This is a genomic window from Pseudomonas sp. MDT1-16, assembly GCF_054898115.1.
This window is the reverse complement of the sequence record NZ_CM142717.1, coordinates 5,112,249-5,129,337: the sequence shown is the minus strand read 5'-3', so window position 1 is coordinate 5,129,337 and position 17,089 is coordinate 5,112,249. Positions and strand designations below refer to the sequence as shown.

Genomic DNA, 17,089 nt, shown 5'->3' with positions numbered 1-17,089 from the left:
ATCCATTCGCGGATTTAGCCGGCCTTGAGCCGTTGCTCAAGACCAAAAATTATTGAAGTACGAAATAATCGTAGCGCATCGATACGGTGACTTCGAACGGCTCGGCCTGTTCGATCACCGCCGTCCGGCGTTCAGCACTGGCGCGCCAGCCGTGAGGCGTCATGGCCAGCAGGTTGGCGCGATCCTGACCCTTTTCCAGCGTCAGCTTGAACTCCAGGGTTTCACTGTGTTGCAGCGTCATGCCTTCCGGCACCAGAGCCAGGTGCTTGTCGTCGGTGTACTCACGCACTTCGTCGTACAGCCGCTCGCGCAATTCCATCAGATGGCCGCTGGTCGGCCCGACTTTCATCAGACCGCCGCCGGGGCTGAGCAGACGTTTGGCTTCCTCCCAGTCCAGTGGGCTGAAGACGCTGGCGAGAAACTGGCAGCTGCCCGAGGCCAACGGCACCCGCGCCATGCTGGCGATCAACCAGGTCAGCTGCGGGTTGCGTTTGCAGGCGCGTTTGACGGCTTCCCGGGAAATATCCAGCGCGTAACCGTCGGCGTTCGGCACGGCCTCGGCGATTTGCGCGGTGTAGTAACCCTCGCCACAACCGATGTCCAGCCAGCGCTGGGGTGCGTATTGCGCAGCCAGTTCGGCCAGACGCTTGGCCACCGGTGCGTAATGACCGGCGTTCAAAAAATCTCGCCGGGCTTCGACCATCGCCAGGTTATCCCCAGGGTCGCGGCTGTTTTTGTGCTGCACCGGCAACAGGTTCAGGTAACCCTGACGAGCGCGGTCGAAACGATGCCCGGCGGGGCAGGCCACGCCGTTGTCCACCGCGTTCAGCGGTTCGCTGCAGATTGGGCAGGCGAGCATCAGGCGAGCAACTTGATCAGGGTCTGGTAGTAGATTTCGGTCAGCACATCGAGGTCGGCAGCCAGCACACGCTCGTTGACCTGGTGGATCGTCGCGTTGACCGGGCCCAGTTCAACCACCTGAGTGCCCATGGTCGCGATGAAGCGCCCGTCGGAGGTGCCACCACTGGTGGATGCGCGGGTTTCGCGGCCGGTGATGTCCTTGATGCTCGACGCAACGGCATCGAGCAATGCGCCCGGCTCGGTCAGGAACGGCAGACCGGACAGCGCCCAGTCGATGTGCCAGTCCAGGCCATGTTTGTCGAGGATGTCGGCAACGCGCTTTTGCAGGCCTTCGACGGTGGATTCAGTGGAGAAGCGGAAGTTGAACACCGCCACCAAATCACCCGGGATCACGTTGGTCGCGCCAGTGCCGGAGTTCACGTTGGAAATCTGGAAGCTGGTCGGCGGGAAGAAGTCGTTGCCGTGGTCCCAATGCTCGGCGGCCAGTTCGGCCAGCGCCGGGGCGACGAGGTGGATGGGGTTCTTCGCCAGGTGCGGATACGCCACGTGGCCCTGCACCCCGCGCACGGTCAGCTTGGCGCCGAGGGAGCCGCGACGGCCGTTCTTCACCACATCACCCACCAACGTGGTGCTCGACGGTTCGCCAACAATGCACCAGTCCAGACGCTCCTTACGAGCGGCAAGGCGTTCAACCACAGCCTTGGTGCCGTGGTGCGCCGGACCTTCTTCGTCGCTGGTGATCAGGAATGCCACCTTACCCTTGTGATCCGGGTAGTCGGTGACGAAACGCTCGGCCGCCACGGTCATGGACGCGAGGCTCCCTTTCATGTCCGCCGCACCACGGCCGCAGAGCATGCCGTGTTCGTCGATCACCGCGTTGAACGGGTCGATCTGCCAGGCGGTCACCGGGCCGGTCGGCACTACGTCGGTGTGGCCGGCAAAGCACAGCACCGGACCGTCGTGTTTGCCGTGGATCGCCCAAAAGTTATCCACATCTTCGATACGCATGGGCTCAAGCGCAAAACCGGCATCGCCCAGGCGCTGCATCATCTGCTTCTGGCAATCGGCGTCGACCGGCGTCACGGACGGACGGCGGATCAGGTCGATGGCGAGTTGAAGGGTCGGCGAAAGGTCGGCGTGGGCCGTCATGGGGAACTCCGAAAGATCTTGTGTAGGAGCGAGGCTTGCCCGCGAAGAACGATAATGCGGTGTATCTGTTACACCGAGTCGCTTCATTCGCGGGCAAGCCTCGCTCCTACAGGGATTGGGCTGGGCGCGCAAAATGGCGGTTATCTTAAAGCAAAACGGCGGCCATTGGCCGCCGTTTAGTGCATCTGTCACGATTTAGACCGCTGGTAGAGTCTCGACCTCGGCTGCCGGTTTTGGCAGAGAGGACAAGAACGCCATGATCAGCGCCGCCAGGTATGGCAGCGACTGCACCAGCAACATGGTCACCCAGAAACGCATGTCGTTGCTCGGCATGCCGTTCACCAGGTATATCCCCAGCGCCGCGCCCCACAACAGCAGCATGATGAACACTTCTTCGCGAGCCTCCGAAATCGCCACCCAGAAGCCGTGATTATCGGCGTTCTTCGGTGTACGGAAAAACGGAATGCTGCTGGTGAAGAAGCCGTACAACACCGCTTTGGCGATGGTGTGCGACAACGCCAACCCGGCCAAAGCCGCGCAGAATGCATCCTTGAGGTTGACCCCCACCGCACGGCGGTAGAGGAAGATGATCTTGCCAACCTTGAACACGAACAGCGCCAGCGGCGGGATCGCGAAAATCAACAACGGCGGATCGACCCGCTGCGGCACGATGATCATCGCCGCCGACCACAACAAGGCGCCCACGGTGAAGAAGATGTTCATGCCGTCCGCCACCCACGGCAACCAGCCCGCGAGGAAGTGGTAACGCTGGCCACGGGTCAGCTCGGTACCCTTGCCGCGCAACAGGCTGGTGGTGTGACGCTTGATGATCTGAATCGCGCCATAGGCCCAGCGGAAGCGCTGTTTCTTGAAGTCGATAAAGGTATCGGGCATCAGGCCTTTGCCGTAGCTGGTGTGGTAATACGCCGCCGACAGACCTTTTTCGAACACGCGCAGACCCAACTCGGCATCTTCACAGATGCACCAGTCAGCCCAGCCGAGCTCCTCGAGCACCGAACGCCGGGTCATGGTCATGGTGCCGTGCTGGATGATCGCGTCACGGTCGTTACGGGTGACCATGCCGATGTGGAAGAAACCTTTGTATTCCGCGTAGCAGAGCTTCTTGAAGGTGCTTTCGTTCTGGTCGCGGTAATCCTGTGGCGACTGCACCACGGCGATTTTCGGATCGGCGAAGTGCGGCACCATGTGCTTGAGCCAGTTCGGGTCGACGCAGTAGTCCGAGTCGATGACCGCAATCACTTCGGCATCCTTGGCGGTGTGCGGAATCAGGTAATTCAGCGCGCCGCCCTTGAAACCAGCCAACGGCGCAACGTGGAAGAACTTGAAGCGCGGGCCGAGGGTTTCGCAGTAGGCCTGCACCGGTTCCCAGACCGCCGGGTCCTTGGTGTTGTTGTCGATGATCAAGACTTCAAAGTCCGGATAATCGAGGTTGGCCAGCGCATTGAGGGTCTGTTTGACCATCTCTGGCGGCTCGTTGTAGCAAGGGACGTGAATCGAGACTTTTGGTCGGTAGTCCGAATCACCCACCACCGGCAGGAATTCGCGCCGGCGTTTGTGGGTCCAGACTGCTTCGGCCAGTTCGTGGGCCTCGGTCAGCAGCACGATAAACACCCCGAGCGCGCCGAGGGCAAGGAGGAAGCCCACCGTCAGGCTGAACCAGGTGCTGTATTGCAGGCTGTAGTCGTAACCGATCCACACCAGCACCGAACCGCAAAGGAACGCGATGAAGGTCAGGAAGGTGCGGCCGCGTTGACGCAGGGCCGAACCGTCGATCATCAGCAAGGTCAGGGAGAGCAGGGCCAACACCACCGAACCGACAGCGAGCACGCGCCATTGCGGTATGGCGACGACCGGGCCTTCGAAGTTGAATTTCTGCTGACGAGCGGCGTTGAACACGCCCCAATAGGCGCCTACCGAGCCTTCGTCGCTGGCTTTCCAGGGTTGGTCAAACGCTTCGATCACGAAGTAGTTGAAACCCTGGCGGTTGAGCTTGTTGACCAGTGTGCGCAGGTAAATCGCCTGGTCTGCCGGCGACGCATCGGCACCGCCGCGCATGCGACCGTTGCTTGGCCAGCCGACTTCCGACAGCAGCAGCGGTTTTTTCGGGAACATCTTTTTCAGGTCGCGGGCACGGTCGAGTACGAACTGCCCGGATTGCTCCATCGGAACATGTTCCCAGTACGGTAGGACGTGGGCAGCGATCAGGTCGACGTGCTTGGCCAGGCTCGGGTTTTCTTCCCAGACGTGCCATTGCTCGGACGTGGTCACCGGCACTTTCACTGCCGCGCGGACGCGATCCAGAATAATGCTGAGCTCCGCGGCGGTAATTTCCTTACGGAAGATCGCCTCGTTGCCCACCACCACGCGAACCACGCTGCGGGAGGTATTAGCCAGGTCGATGGCGCGCAGAATTTCACGCTCGTTGCGCGCAAGATCCGGGCTGATCCAGATACCCAGCGTCACGCGCACACCGAACTCTTCGGCGAGCTTGGGAATATCGCCCAGCGTGCCGTCGACCGAGTAAGTACGGATGTTGTCCGTCAGCTTGCTCATGATCTCCAGATCGCGACGCATTTCATCGTCGGTCGGATACTGTTCTTTTTGTGGGTACTGGCCTTGCTGGAACGGCGAGTACGAAAAGCCAGAGATCTGTTCAGGCCAGTTGGGGGCGGTGACCGGGCGGTTAATCAATGCCCAGAAGCCGGTAAACAAAGCAGCGATGGCGAGCACCACGACCAGGTTGAGTCCAAATTTACGCGATGACATAGCTTTTTCGGGTTCCAAAGGCTGTGGAACGAAGGAACGGTTGGCGGCTGGCTGCCAGGGGGCAGGCGCGCGCATCCTACACTGGAGGTTCTCTGACCGTACAGCGAACAGGGAAACGCCCGACATTGGGCACTCTGGTTTCACATAAGTTCTTACACTTGTCGCTGGAAGGTTAAAAGTTCTCGCACTGTAGCCCTATAATGCGCGCCGGTTTTTGGGGTAATGGTCATGAGTACAGAAGATCCGCGGTTTGCAGGTATCGCCCGTTTGTATGGCATCGACGGCCTGGAGCGCCTGCGCGCGGCCCACGTGGCGATCGTCGGCGTCGGTGGCGTCGGTTCCTGGGCGGCGGAAGCTGTCGCCCGTTGTGGCGTGGGCGAGATTTCGCTGTTCGACCTGGATGACGTCTGCGTCAGCAACGCCAACCGTCAGTTGCACGCGCTGGACAGCACCGTCGGCAAACCCAAGGTCGACGTGATGGCCGAGCGTCTGCGCGGGATCAACCCGGACTGCACGGTGCACGCCGTGGCGGATTTCGTGACCCGCGAGACCATGGCCGAGTACATCACGCCGAACATCGACTGCGTGATCGACTGCATCGACAGTGTGAATGCCAAGGCTGCACTGATCGCCTGGTGCAAGCGCCGCAAGATCCAGATCATCACCACCGGCGGTGCAGGCGGGCAGATTGATCCGACACTGATTCAGGTCTGCGACTTGAATCGGACATTCAATGATCCATTGGCCTCGAAAGTGCGCTCCACATTGCGCCGCGACTACAACTTCTCCCGTACCGTGACCCGTCATTACAGCGTGCCATGCGTGTTTTCCACTGAACAACTGCGCTACCCGAAACCGGATGGCAGCATTTGTTTGCAGAAGAGTTTTGTCGGTGACGGTGTGAAGCTTGACTGTGCTGGAGGGTTTGGTGCGGTGATGATGGTGACGGCGACATTTGGCATGGTCGCGGCGACCAAGGCTGTGGATAAGATAGTGGCCGGCGTGCGGCGGCCAGCTGATAGGGTCAAACCTGTCTGAGCCGTGATCGTTCCCACGCTCCGCGTGGGAATGCAGCCCGGGACGCTCCGCGTCCCTTCAAAAGCCGAACGCGGAGCGTCCGTGGAGGCATTCCCACGCAGAGCGTGGGAACGATCAGTCGGCGGCGAGTTCACGCATTCGCTGTAATACGGCATTCAGGCCGTTACTGCGCGACGGCGACAGCTGCCGCGACAAGCCCAGCTGATTAAACCACTCCGGCAAATCCACCTGCTGCAACTCGACAGCCGACAACCCGTTAACCCGCGCCAGCAACAACGCCACCAACCCGCGAATCAACCGCGCATCACTGCTCGCGGCAAACAGCCAGTGGCCATCCTGCAACTCGCCCACCAGCCACACTTGGCTTTCACAGCCATGTACACGGTTGGCGTCGACCTTATCCACATCGCTCAACACCGGCAGGCGATCGCCCCATTGCATCAGCAGACGCGCCCGCTGTTCCCAGCCAGCGGCATTTTGAAAGGTTTCCAGTGCCGTAGCGGCATCGGCGGGCAAGCTCATCGCAGCAGCTCCAACGCCTGATCCAGCGCTTCAAAGAATCGCTCCAGGTCTTCGGAGTCGTTGTACAGCGCCAACGACACCCGAATCGCCCCGGCCAGCTCAAAACGCTTGAGCAACGGCATGGCGCAATGATGACCGGCGCGCACCGCGATCCCCTGTTCCGTTAGCAGGTGCGCCAAATCAGAGTTATGCACACCCTCGACGACGAAACTGGCCAGCGCCAGCTGCGGCTTGCCCAGCAAGCGAATGCCGTTGCGCGCTTCAAGGCCTTTGAGCAAATAGTCATGCAGCGCTGCTTCATGGGCAGTCACGGCGTCCTGATTGAGCCCTGCCAGATAATCCAGGGTCGCGCCCAGACCGATCACACTGGCGATCGGCGGCGTTCCCGCCTCGAACCCCAGTGGCGCTGGGCGAAAGCGAGCGCTGTGGTAATCCGCGTCCAGCACCATTTCACCGCCGAATTGCCAATGACGCAGTTGCTTAAGCGCTTCATTGCGCCCGAACAGTACGCCCAGGCCATCGGGGCCATAGAGCTTGTGGCTGGAAAACACATAAAAATCGCAACCCAGCGCCTGCACGTCATGCCGACCATGGACCACGCCTTGAGCGCCATCGACCACGGTCAGCGCGTTGTGCGCCTGGGCCATCGCCAACAGCGCGGGCAATGGCTGCCAGGCACCGAGGACGTTGGACAGCTGACTGACCGCCAGCAAACGAGTTTGCGGACCAATCAACTGCGCGGCGGCATCAAGGTCGATCAAACCGTCGGCATCCAGCGGCAGGATCACCAGTTTCAGCTCGCAACGGAGGGCAAGCTGCTGCCACGGCAACAGATTGGCGTGATGCTCCAGGGCGCTGATGACAATTTCATCGCCCGGATTGAAAAGATGCTCCAGGCCATAAGCCAGGAGGTTCAGCGCAGACGTTGTGCCATGGGTAAAGATGATCTGCCCGCAATCGCCGGCATTGAGCCAATGGGCGACTTTGCTGCGGCTGGCCTCGAACGCCTGGGTGGCGTGGGCGCCGGGCAAATGTTGCGCCCGATGCACGTTGGCCGCGCCGTTGGCGTAGTAATGCGCCAGGGCATCCAGCAGGGCTTGAGGTTTTTGCGTGGTGGCGGCGTTGTCCAGATACGTCTGGTCTTGCCGTTGCAATGCGGCGATGGCCGGAAAATCGGCGCGCCAGGGGGAGGGCACAAGCATGGTGGTCAAGACTCGTTTGAGCAGGCCGGGCGCTGATGATACGCGCCCGGCCGCTCGACTAACATCGAGTCGCTGCTTAGTTGTGAGCGTGCAGCGCTTCGTTCAGTTCGATGGCCGATTTGTGGGTTTTGCACTCCACAGCACCGGTCTCCGAATTGCGGCGGAACAGCAGGTCAGGTTGACCGGCCAGTTCACGGGCCTTAACGACTTTGACCAGTTTGTTGTGCTCGTCCAGCAGCGCAACCTTGGTGCCGGCCGTCACGTACAGGCCCGACTCAACAGTGTTGCGGTCGCCCAACGGGATGCCGATACCGGCGTTGGCGCCGATCAGGCAGCCTTCGCCGACCTTGATCACGATGTTGCCGCCACCCGACAGGGTGCCCATGGTCGAGCAACCGCCGCCCAGGTCCGAACCCTTGCCGACGAACACGCCCGCCGACACACGACCTTCGATCATGCCAGGGCCTTCGGTGCCGGCGTTGAAGTTGACGAAACCTTCGTGCATGACGGTGGTGCCTTCGCCCACGTAAGCGCCCAGACGGATACGCGCCGCATCAGCAATACGCACGCCAGCCGGTACCACGTAGTCGGTCATTTTCGGGAACTTGTCCACCGAGAACACTTCCAGCAACTCGCCGCGCAGACGAGCTTCGAGTTGATGCTCCGCCAGTTCGGCCAGGTCGATCGCGCCCTGGCTGGTCCACGCCACGTTCGGCAGCAGAGGGAACACGCCGGCCAGGTTCAGGCCATGCGGCTTGACCAGGCGATGGGACAACAGGTGCAGCTTCAGGTAAGCCTCTGGGGTGGAGGTCAACTGAGCGTCTTCGGCCAGAAGGGTCGCGACCAGCGGCTTGTGGCTCTCGGCCAGACGAGTCAGCAAGGCAGCCTGGGCAGCGTCGACGCTTTTCAGGGCGTCGGCCAGTTGCGAAGCTTGAGCGGTGCTGAACGCGATGGCCTGATTGCCTTCGGTGTAGCCCAGAACAGGTGCGATAGCTGCGACCAGTTCGGCCGACGGGTTGAGCAGTGGCTGCGCGTAAAACACTTCCAGCCATGCGCCTTGACGGTTTTGAGTGCCGACACCAAAGGCCAGGCTGAACAGAGTAGTGGACATGTTGATACCTCTAACAAAATGGAACGGGCTGCCTTACTTGAGCGCTGCCGCGTAGATATCTGGCTTGAAGCCAATCAGGGTTCGGTCACCGAGATCAAGCACCGGGCGTTTGATCATCGAGGGTTGCGCGAGCATCAGCTCGATGGCTTTCGGCTGGTCGAGATCGGCTTTGCGTTCGTCGTCGAGCTTGCGAAAGGTCGTGCCTGCACGGTTCAACACCACTTGCCAGCCGTGCTCGTCGCACCATTGGGTCAGGTGTTCACGGTCGATTCCGACCGTTTTGTAATCATGAAAGTCATACCTGACAGCGTGTTCATCGAGCCAGGTGCGCGCCTTTTTCATGGTGTCGCAGGCTTTGATGCCGAAAAGGTGCAACGTTTTGCTTGAAACGGTCAAGGAATTGCCCCCTTTGCAGGTGCTGGAAATTAAAGGTGACGGATTATGCCATGACCGGACGGTTTCGCGTCGGCCGTGGTCGGGTTTGTCTGTGGGTCATGGCGATCAGCTGTTGCCTGCGACATTGGTGTAACGGTCAGCCCAGGACTACCCGATATTCCTCCCGTCGGCGTCAAGCTGGCAGTAAGCACCTCTAGCAAAGCACTGACCTTGGGAAGTGCTTGACGACTTTTCATCCAGGCCAGATTGATCGCCATTCCTTCGGTTGCTAGATGGGGAAGCACTTCCACCAATGTCCCCTCTTCCAGTTGTTGCTTAATCAACCACGACGGCAACTGCGCGATACCGCTGCCCGCCGTTACCGCCATCAGCAAACCCTCTCCATTGCCCACCACGAACTGAGCGGGTACCTGCCTGCGTTTCGTTGCGCCGCGGTGGTCTCCTGCGAAGTTCCATGGGGTCACGTTTCCGTCCACCCAGCCATACGCGATGCACTGGTGATGCTCCAGATCACCATCAGTGAGGGGGATGCCATGCTTGGCCAAATACGCGGGCGATGCACAGAAGGTATGCCACTCACTGGCCAAGTAACGATGCTCCACTGTATCGGGCCAGACATCCGAACCACCAATGCGTACCACAACGTCCACACCTTGCTGGAACGGGTCGATCAAACCGTCCGAGAAGGAAATGTGCGGTACCAGCAACGGATGATCCTGAACAAACCGCAGGATGATTGGAAGCACTTGCGCACGACCGAAAGCACCTGGAAGGTCAATTCGAATCCTGCCACACGGCTCGGTATTTTCGGCCTGTAGCGAAAGCTCGGCCTCTTCGAGGTCTGCAAGCACACTGGTGCAGGTGCGATAGAAGGCAGTCCCTGCATCGGTCAGCGACAAGCGTCGCGTCGTGCGATGGAACAGCCGAGTCCCCAGCCTGCTCTCCAGCCGAGCAATGCTTTTACTGATTGCAGAGCCCGTCAAATTCATTTTCTCGGCGGCGGCCTTGAAGCTGCCGGATTCCGCGACGCAGACAAACACATCGATACCTTTCAAGCGTTCGGAGGAAAACATAGACATCCTGTATTCATGAATTCAGTTCCACCAATCTGGTAAAAATCATCATAAATCAGAACGCCATTCCACAGTAAGCTTGGTACTCGAGCATCAGTCAGCGATACGCCATTAGCAAACTCCATATAAATGACCTAATGAACGATGAGGCAAGGATGCTGACGACGTTAAGTTCGAGATGCACGAGGCAATACCTGGACGATTCAGATTTCAAATCCGAGTTGTTGCTTAGCAAGTCTAAGGATGTGGACATCGAATACTGCGTCAACACTGTGAGTGTCGACGGTCTGCACTATGTCAGCGAAGCTCTTGGGCATAACCAGCTGAGTCTTTGGATTGACTCGCTGATTAACCCGCAAGTGTTTCTCGAATACCGGCAGCGGCCAAGAAACACACTCTACTTTCAATCCAGTTGTGTGTTCCTGATCGCTCGTCAAGCTGGGCCGATCAAGCGTACGCCGGACATTACGCCCTGGAAGGCGATCCCCGGCGTGCACAGTATAAAAATCCAGGATGAAGGGATCCTCAAGAAAACTATCTCTCTGGAAAACTGCCCCGGCCACGTTTTCATTCTGAATAACGACCGTTTAGCCATTCAGACCAGTATTCAGTTGCTGCGTGAGCACGAGCCATACGTCTACAAGGAAATGCTGGAATGAAAGATGTCTCGGGGGGGCTGGCGATTCAAGGCGGGGCCAAGGTCTATGAGAGACCTGTGATTCTGCTTCTGTTGGCGACCTTTATCTTGACCATTGCACGGGCACTGGCTTTGCCCTATCTGGTCGTGTACTTCTCCCAGGCCTTCGGTCTGGGAGTAGCGGATATTGGTCTCGCGGTTGGCGGGTCGCTAATCGTCAGTTCGATTCTTGGGGTATATGGCGGCTTCCTGGTGGACAGGTTCTCCAATTATCGGATCATGCTCGGCGCAGCCACGGTGTTCGCACTGGCCTTCGCGTTGGCCTTTCAGGTAACCAGCCTGGTGCCGTTCATCATTGCTATCGTGGTGGTGAACCTGTCCTATGCGGTGATCGATATCGCAGTGAAATCTGGAATAGGTTTCTTGGTGGCGCCGGACAAGAGGGGAGGCGTGTTCTCTATCAAGTACACGCTGACCAACGTCGGTTACGCCATCGGCCCTTTTCTCGGCATGCTGCTCGCGAAAATCAGCCCCGGTCTGCCCTTTGCGGCGGCGGCCTTGATCGGGGTTGCTTTTGTAGTGCTGTATGGGGTGTTGGGTGGGCGGATCCCCCGCCCTGTGGGCGTTGAGAGTTCGGGTAACGGTTTTGCCAGTGTGCTGGTCCATTTGTTGAGTAACTACCGGTTGGTCTGCTTTACGATTGGGGGAATTCTCAGTGCAATCGTGTTCGGGCAGTTCACTGCCTATCTGTCGCAATACCTGATCGTGACGAGTGACCCGGAAAACACCTATCGCATTATCAACTACCTGGTGACCACCAACGCCTGTGTGGTCATCAGTCTTCAATACCTGATCGGCTCTCGGATTAACCAGAACAACCTGTTCCGCATGTTGATGTTGGGGATGTTGTTCTTTGTGGTTGGACTCATGGGCTTTTGCTATGCACAGATGCAGGCCGTCTGGATAGTAGCCATGATTGTTTTTACCGTGGGCGAAATCATCATTATTCCAGCGGAATACCTATTTATTGATTTCATTGCACCGGAGGACATGCGAGGCGTTTATTACGGGGCGCAGAACTTGTCCAATCTTGGAGCTGCGCTCGGACCCATATTGTGTGGTGTCGCGCTATCGTTATATGCACCTCAGGTAATGTTCTATGTTTTGTCTTTTTGCATTGTGTTGGCGAGTATTTTCTACTTTATGGGTTCGCGGCGCAGAGGTTGATTGATGATTCATCTTAATGCCGCGGGTTCGGGCCTTGTGCCTTGCCGTTGATGCTGCGTGGTCATGAGAAAAGCCCGGACGACAAGCGTCGCAATGAAGTGCGTGACGCCTGGCGCAAACCGGCGAAGCGGCTATTCATGCGCTCTGGAGAAGAATTTAATACGGCCAAGCTTTTGAGCGAAAAACATCTCGCGAATGCTTGACCGTGAACAGAGTATCTACAGGTCCGCGTTAATTGCGGCGCTGTATGAATGCGCGAATTCGCTCTGCGGCTTCAACACATTCGGCCAGCGGCGCAACCAGCGCCATGCGTACTCGACCGGCACCCGGGTTGGCACCGTCGACGTCACGGGACAAATAAGATCCTGGCACCACCGTCACATGCTCTTCGACAAACAGGTCGCGGCAAAACGCTTCATCATCACCGCCAATGCTCGGCCATAAGTAGAAACCACCGTCAGGGCGCTGCACATCCATCACCGGGCTGAGGATTTCCAGCACCGCATCGTATTTCTCGCGATACAACGCACGGTTGGCGCGCACGTGCACTTCGTCATTCCACGCAGCAATGCTGGCCAGTTGAGTCTGAACCGGCATCGCGCAGCCGTGATAAGTGCGATACAGCAGGAAGCCTTTGAGAATGTCCGCATCACCGGCCACGAAGCCTGAGCGCAGGCCCGGCAGGTTGGAGCGCTTGGACAGGCTGTGGAACACCACGCAACGCTTGAAGTCTTTGCGGCCCAGTTCCACGCAAGCGCTGAGCAAGCCGGCCGGCGGGGTTTGTTCGTCGAAGTACAGTTCGCTGTAGCACTCGTCGGCGGCGATCACGAAGTCGTATTCGTCGGCCAGGGCGATCAGCTTTTTCAGGGTTTCAACCGGGATCAAGGCGCCGGTCGGATTGCCCGGCGAGCACAGGAACAGGATCTGGCAGCGTTTCCAGATGTCTGGCGAAACCGCATCGAAATCCGGGTTGAAGCCGTTTTCATCCAGGCACGGCAGGTAATGCGGCTTGGCCCCGGCAAGGAATGCCGCGCCTTCGTAGATCTGATAGAACGGGTTCGGGCTGACCACCAGGGCGTCGTCGCCACGGTTGACCACGGTCTGGGTAAAGGCGAACAGCGCTTCACGGGTGCCGTTGACCGGCAGCACATGACGCGCCGGGTCGAGCCAGCCCTTCGGAACGCTGAAACGACGTTCGCACCATGCAGCGATGGCTTCACGCAGGGCCGGGATGCCGAGGGTGGTCGGGTACACGGCCATCTGATCCAGATTGCTGGCCAGGGCTTCGGCGACAAAGCTTGGCGAACGGTGTTTCGGCTCGCCGATGGACAGTGCGATGGCGCGTTTGTCCGGGTTTGGCGTGACGCTGCCGAGCAGGGCGCGAAGTTTCTCGAACGGGTAGGGCTGCAATTGGGTCAGAGCGTTGTTCATCGGTACGGGGTCTCGTTCAAAGCGGCTGAATCCTGGCGCTCGGCTAGATGCTGATGTGCGACAGTTTGATATCGGGTTCGTGGCTGACGCTGAGCTGTTTGACGATCGCATCCTGCAAGCGGCTGCACAGCAGCGGGTCGGACAGCGGCTGGTTGTTCGCGTCGGTAATAAAGAACACGTCTTCCACGCGTTCGCCGAGGGTCGCGATCTTGGCGTTTTGCAGCGACAGGTCGAACTCCAGGAAGATTGTGCCGATCCGCGCCAACAGGCCGGGGCGATCCGGGGCGCTGAGCTCCAGCACCGTCACCTGGCGCTGGGCGTCGTTGTGGATCGTCACCTGTGGCGCAAACGCGAAATGCTTGAGCTGGCGCGGCACCCGACGCTGGATGATCGTCGGGTAATCGTCCGGGTTGCGCAGGGCATCGGTCAGGCCTTCGCGGATTTGCTTGACCCGTGCCGGGTTGTCCCCAATCGAGTCGCCGTCGGTGTCGAGCACGATGTACGTGTCGAGGGTGAACTGGCTGCTGGAGGTGATGACCCGGGCGTCGTGAATGTTCAGGTTGAGCTGGTCCATCGCGGCCACGGTCACAGCGAAGAAGTCGTGCTGGTCCGGTGCGTAAATGAAGATCTGGGTGCCGCCTTCGAATTCGCGCTGGGTGGTTTCCTTGATCAGCACCAGCGGCCCGCCGTCGGCCGGCTGCTGGAGGATCGCGTCACTGTGCCAGGCCACGTCGCCGGCAGTGTGGCGCAGGAAGTAGTCATCGCCCAATTGCGCCCACAACTGCTCGACGTCGTCCGGATCGGTACCGCCGCGCACCAGAATGTCCAGTGCGGCGCTCTGGGTCTGGCGAATCTGCTCTTCGCGGTCCACCGGGTTTTCCAGGCCTCGGCGCAAGGCACGCTTGGTCTCGGTGTAGAGCTGGCGCAAAAGACTGGCCCGCCAGGAGTTCCACAGCGTCGGGTTGGTGGCGTTGATGTCGGCGACGGTCAGCACGTACAGATAATCGAGGTGGGTTTCGTCGCCGACGATCTGCGCGAAATCGTGGATCACCTGCGGGTCGGACAAGTCCTTGCGCTGGGCAGTGGTCGACATCACCAAATGGTTCTGCACCAGCCAGACGATCAGGCGGCTGTCCCACACCGGCAACTGATGGCGCTGGCAAAAGGCTTCGGCATCCACTGCACCGATTTCCGAGTGATCACCATGCCGGCCCTTGCCGATGTCGTGGTACAGGCCGGCCAGGTAGATCAGCTCGGGTTTGGGCAGTTTGCCCATGAGCTTGCTGGCCAGCGGGAATTTTTCCGACACCTGGGTGTACTGCAACTTACGCAGATGTTTGATCAGGTTCAGGGTGTGAGCATCGACCGTATAGATGTGAAACAGATCGTGCTGCATCTGCCCGACAATAAAGCCAAACTCCGGCAAGTAGCGCCCAAGGATGCCGTAACGGTTCATTCGTCGCAGGTTGCGGTGGATGCCGATCTTGCACTTGAACAGCTCGATAAACAGGCTGGTATTGCGGATGTCGTTGCGGAAGTCGTCATCGATCAGGTGGCGATTTTCTCGCAGCAGGCGAATGGTATCGGCGCGCACGCCTTTGATTTCCGGCTGCTGGGCCATCAGTACGAAGATTTCCAGCATGGCGAACGGTGTGCGTCGGAACACATTGTCGTTGCGTGCCTCGATGTAACCGTCGTGCAGTTGGAATCGCGAGTTGATCGGCTGCGGCGGCGCTTCGTCCTCCGGCGCGAGGATGACTTCCTCGAAATGCTGGATGATCAGGTCGCTGAGCTGGGCAATGCTCATGACCACCCGGTAATACTGCTGCATGAAGTTTTCGATGGCTTGCTTGGCGTCATCGCCTTTGAAACCCAGCAGCCCGGCAATGGTGCGCTGGTGATCAAACAGCAAGCGGTCTTCGGAACGGCCGGCGAGCATGTGCAGGGCGTAACGAACCTTCCAAAGGAATTCCTGGGAGGAGGCCAGGAGGGCGTTTTCGCTCTCGACCAGGAAACCTTCGCCGGCCAGGGCCCGCAGGTTCAGGGTGCCGTATTCACGACGGGCCACCCAGAGAATCGTCTGAATATCCCGTAGGCCGCCAGGCGAGCCTTTGACGTTGGGTTCCAGGTTGTATTCGGTGTCGTTGTACTTGTGGTGACGGGCCTTCTGTTCGGCGCGTTTGGCCAGGAAGAAGTCCTTGCTCGGCCACATGTGCGCGGTGCTAGTGACGTCGAGCATACGTTGGCGCAGGCGCTCGGGGCCGCAGATGGTGCGGCTTTCCATCAGGTTAGTGACTACCGTCAGGTCGGCGCGGGCCTCCTGGACGCATTCGTCCACCGAGCGAACGCTCTGACCTACTTCAAGGCCGATGTCCCACAACAGCGTCAGAAAACGCTCGATGGAATCACGGAAAATTTCGTGATCGGCGCTGTCCAGCAGGATCAGCAAGTCGATGTCGGAATAAGGGTGCAACTCACCGCGACCGTAGCCGCCGACCGCGACCAGTGCAATGTCGGCGTCTTCGCTCCAGTTAAACTGTTCCCAGGCTTTTTGCAGGATGTTATCGACGAACCAGGCGCGATCCTCGATCAACCGGCGAATGTCGCGGCCGCTGCGGAAGCGCTCGTCGAGCACCTCGCGGGCCTGGCGAATCGCCTTCTTGAAGGCCGCGATCGGGCTAGCCTTCAGGGCCAGTTCAGCCTGGAACTGGCCTCGGTCGAAGAGTTCGGGATCCACCTGCGGCATCGATTGGCTTTCCTGTCTATAAGGCTGAGGAGCTGCGCGGCTCGGATCAGGCCGAAACGCGCGCGATGGTGTCGTCGGCGCGCAGGGTGAAGATCTCGTAACCGGTGTCGGTCACCAGCAGGGTGTGCTCCCACTGTGCCGACAGCTTGCGGTCCTTGGTGATCGCGGTCCAGCCGTCGCCCAAGACCTTAGTGTCGGCCTTGCCCTGGTTGATCATCGGCTCGATGGTGAACGTCATGCCGGCTTTCAGTTCCATGCCGGTGCCGGCGCGTCCGTAGTGCAGGATCTGCGGCTCTTCGTGGAACACCTTGCCGATGCCATGACCGCAGAATTCGCGAACCACGGAAAAACCGTTCTTTTCAGCGTGCTTCTGAATGACTTCACCGATGTCGCCCAAGCGGCAGCCGGGTTTGACGATTTCGATGGCCTTGTACATGCATTCCTGAGTCACATGCGACAGGCGCTCGGCCCAGACCGGGACGGTGCCGACGTGGAACATGCGGCTGGTGTCGCCGTGGTAGCCGTCCTTGATGACGGTGACGTCGATGTTCAGCGTATCGCCATCCTTCAATGGCTTCTCGTTCGGAATACCGTGGCAGACCACGTGATTGATCGAGGTGCAGATCGACTTCGGGAAGCCCTTGTAGTTGAGCGGGGCAGGGATGGCTTTCTGCTCGTTGACGATGTAGTCGTGGCAGAGGCGGTCCAGTTCTTCGGTGGTGATGCCCGGCTTGACATGTTCGGCAATCATTTCCAGCACATCGGCGGCCAGTTTGCCGGCGATACGCATTTTTGCGATGTCCTCGGGGGTTTTGAGGGTGACGGTCATACAGGCTCTCTCTGCGCTCGATGGCGCTTTCTAAAACGAAATGGGCGTTTCGCGATCGGTCTTCACGGCCCTGAAAAACG

15 protein-coding genes are annotated in these 17,089 nt (G+C 59.3%); 4 read left to right on the top strand and 11 right to left on the bottom strand.

Annotation, left to right across the window (positions count from 1 at the left end):
* Positions 1–49 precede the first annotated feature (49 nt).
* The 3 genes from ACYZT3_RS23635 to ACYZT3_RS23625 all read right to left on the bottom strand — a co-directional run bounded on the left by ACYZT3_RS23635 (position 50) and on the right by ACYZT3_RS23625 (position 4,797).
* Positions 50–859 carry a putative RNA methyltransferase gene (locus ACYZT3_RS23635; RefSeq protein ID WP_282376987.1) on the bottom strand — a complete coding sequence of 270 codons (810 nt, stop codon included), beginning with the start codon at positions 857–859 and terminating at the stop codon, positions 50–52.
* Complete coding sequence (gene dapE / locus ACYZT3_RS23630; protein ID WP_282376986.1) at positions 859–2,010, bottom strand: succinyl-diaminopimelate desuccinylase; 1,152 nt, start codon at positions 2,008–2,010, stop codon at positions 859–861. The genes ACYZT3_RS23635 and dapE overlap by 1 nt, the downstream gene beginning before the upstream one ends.
* Before the next feature lie 195 nt (positions 2,011–2,205).
* Positions 2,206–4,797, bottom strand: coding sequence for a glycosyltransferase (locus tag ACYZT3_RS23625; RefSeq protein ID WP_282376985.1), 2,592 nt, complete (start codon positions 4,795–4,797; stop codon positions 2,206–2,208).
* A gap of 228 nt (positions 4,798–5,025) precedes the next feature.
* On the opposite strand from ACYZT3_RS23625, the gene tcdA reads away from it, so the two are divergent.
* The gene (tcdA, locus tag ACYZT3_RS23620; RefSeq protein WP_449644908.1) at positions 5,026–5,835 is read left to right on the top strand and encodes a tRNA cyclic N6-threonylcarbamoyladenosine(37) synthase TcdA; all 810 of its coding nucleotides are present in this window, start codon (positions 5,026–5,028) and stop codon (positions 5,833–5,835) included.
* A gap of 114 nt (positions 5,836–5,949) precedes the next feature.
* Here the strand turns inward: tcdA and ACYZT3_RS23615 are convergent, their stop codons facing one another.
* The 5 genes from ACYZT3_RS23615 to ACYZT3_RS23595 all read right to left on the bottom strand — a co-directional run bounded on the left by ACYZT3_RS23615 (position 5,950) and on the right by ACYZT3_RS23595 (position 10,139).
* Complete coding sequence (locus ACYZT3_RS23615) at positions 5,950–6,357, bottom strand: SufE family protein (protein ID WP_282376983.1); 408 nt, start codon at positions 6,355–6,357, stop codon at positions 5,950–5,952.
* Complete coding sequence (locus tag ACYZT3_RS23610) at positions 6,354–7,559, bottom strand: aminotransferase class V-fold PLP-dependent enzyme (RefSeq protein WP_282376982.1); 1,206 nt, start codon at positions 7,557–7,559, stop codon at positions 6,354–6,356. The genes ACYZT3_RS23615 and ACYZT3_RS23610 overlap by 4 nt, the downstream gene beginning before the upstream one ends.
* Positions 7,560–7,635: 76 nt before the next feature.
* Entirely contained in the window at positions 7,636–8,670 is a 1,035-nt protein-coding gene (gene dapD / locus ACYZT3_RS23605; RefSeq protein WP_282376981.1) for a 2,3,4,5-tetrahydropyridine-2,6-dicarboxylate N-succinyltransferase, read from the bottom strand.
* Positions 8,671–8,703: 33 nt separating this feature from the next.
* Positions 8,704–9,066 carry an ArsC family reductase gene (locus tag ACYZT3_RS23600; RefSeq protein WP_214380952.1) on the bottom strand — a complete coding sequence of 121 codons (363 nt, stop codon included), beginning with the start codon at positions 9,064–9,066 and terminating at the stop codon, positions 8,704–8,706.
* A 29-nt stretch (positions 9,067–9,095) separates the two neighbouring features.
* Positions 9,096–10,139, bottom strand: a complete 1,044-nt coding sequence (locus tag ACYZT3_RS23595) for a LysR family transcriptional regulator (RefSeq protein ID WP_282376980.1) — start codon at positions 10,137–10,139, stop codon at positions 9,096–9,098.
* 155 nt (positions 10,140–10,294) lie between these two features.
* On the opposite strand from ACYZT3_RS23595, the gene ACYZT3_RS23590 reads away from it, so the two are divergent.
* Genes ACYZT3_RS23590 through ACYZT3_RS23580 form a run of 3 tightly spaced genes read left to right on the top strand, consistent with a single transcriptional unit; the run spans position 10,295 to position 12,206 of the window.
* Entirely contained in the window at positions 10,295–10,798 is a 504-nt protein-coding gene (locus ACYZT3_RS23590; protein WP_282376979.1) for a hypothetical protein, read from the top strand.
* Positions 10,795–12,003: an MFS transporter gene (locus ACYZT3_RS23585; RefSeq protein ID WP_282376978.1), complete on the top strand. Its 1,209-nt coding sequence runs from the start codon at positions 10,795–10,797 to the stop codon at positions 12,001–12,003. Before ACYZT3_RS23590 ends, ACYZT3_RS23585 begins: the two co-directional genes overlap by 4 nt.
* Before the next feature lie 41 nt (positions 12,004–12,044).
* Positions 12,045–12,206: a hypothetical protein gene (locus ACYZT3_RS23580; RefSeq protein WP_282376977.1), complete on the top strand. Its 162-nt coding sequence runs from the start codon at positions 12,045–12,047 to the stop codon at positions 12,204–12,206.
* 28 nt (positions 12,207–12,234) lie between these two features.
* On the opposite strand, the gene dapC is transcribed toward ACYZT3_RS23580, so the two are convergent.
* Genes dapC through map form a run of 3 tightly spaced genes read right to left on the bottom strand, consistent with a single transcriptional unit; the run spans position 12,235 to position 17,009 of the window.
* Positions 12,235–13,434 (bottom strand): succinyldiaminopimelate transaminase, encoded by a 1,200-nt coding sequence (dapC, locus tag ACYZT3_RS23575; RefSeq protein WP_462030874.1) that lies wholly within the window; start codon positions 13,432–13,434, stop codon positions 12,235–12,237.
* 43 nt (positions 13,435–13,477) lie between these two features.
* Positions 13,478–16,180: a [protein-PII] uridylyltransferase gene (locus ACYZT3_RS23570; RefSeq protein ID WP_282376975.1), complete on the bottom strand. Its 2,703-nt coding sequence runs from the start codon at positions 16,178–16,180 to the stop codon at positions 13,478–13,480.
* 46 nt (positions 16,181–16,226) lie between these two features.
* Positions 16,227–17,009: a type I methionyl aminopeptidase gene (gene map / locus ACYZT3_RS23565; protein ID WP_282376974.1), complete on the bottom strand. Its 783-nt coding sequence runs from the start codon at positions 17,007–17,009 to the stop codon at positions 16,227–16,229.
* Positions 17,010–17,089: the final 80 nt, after the last annotated feature.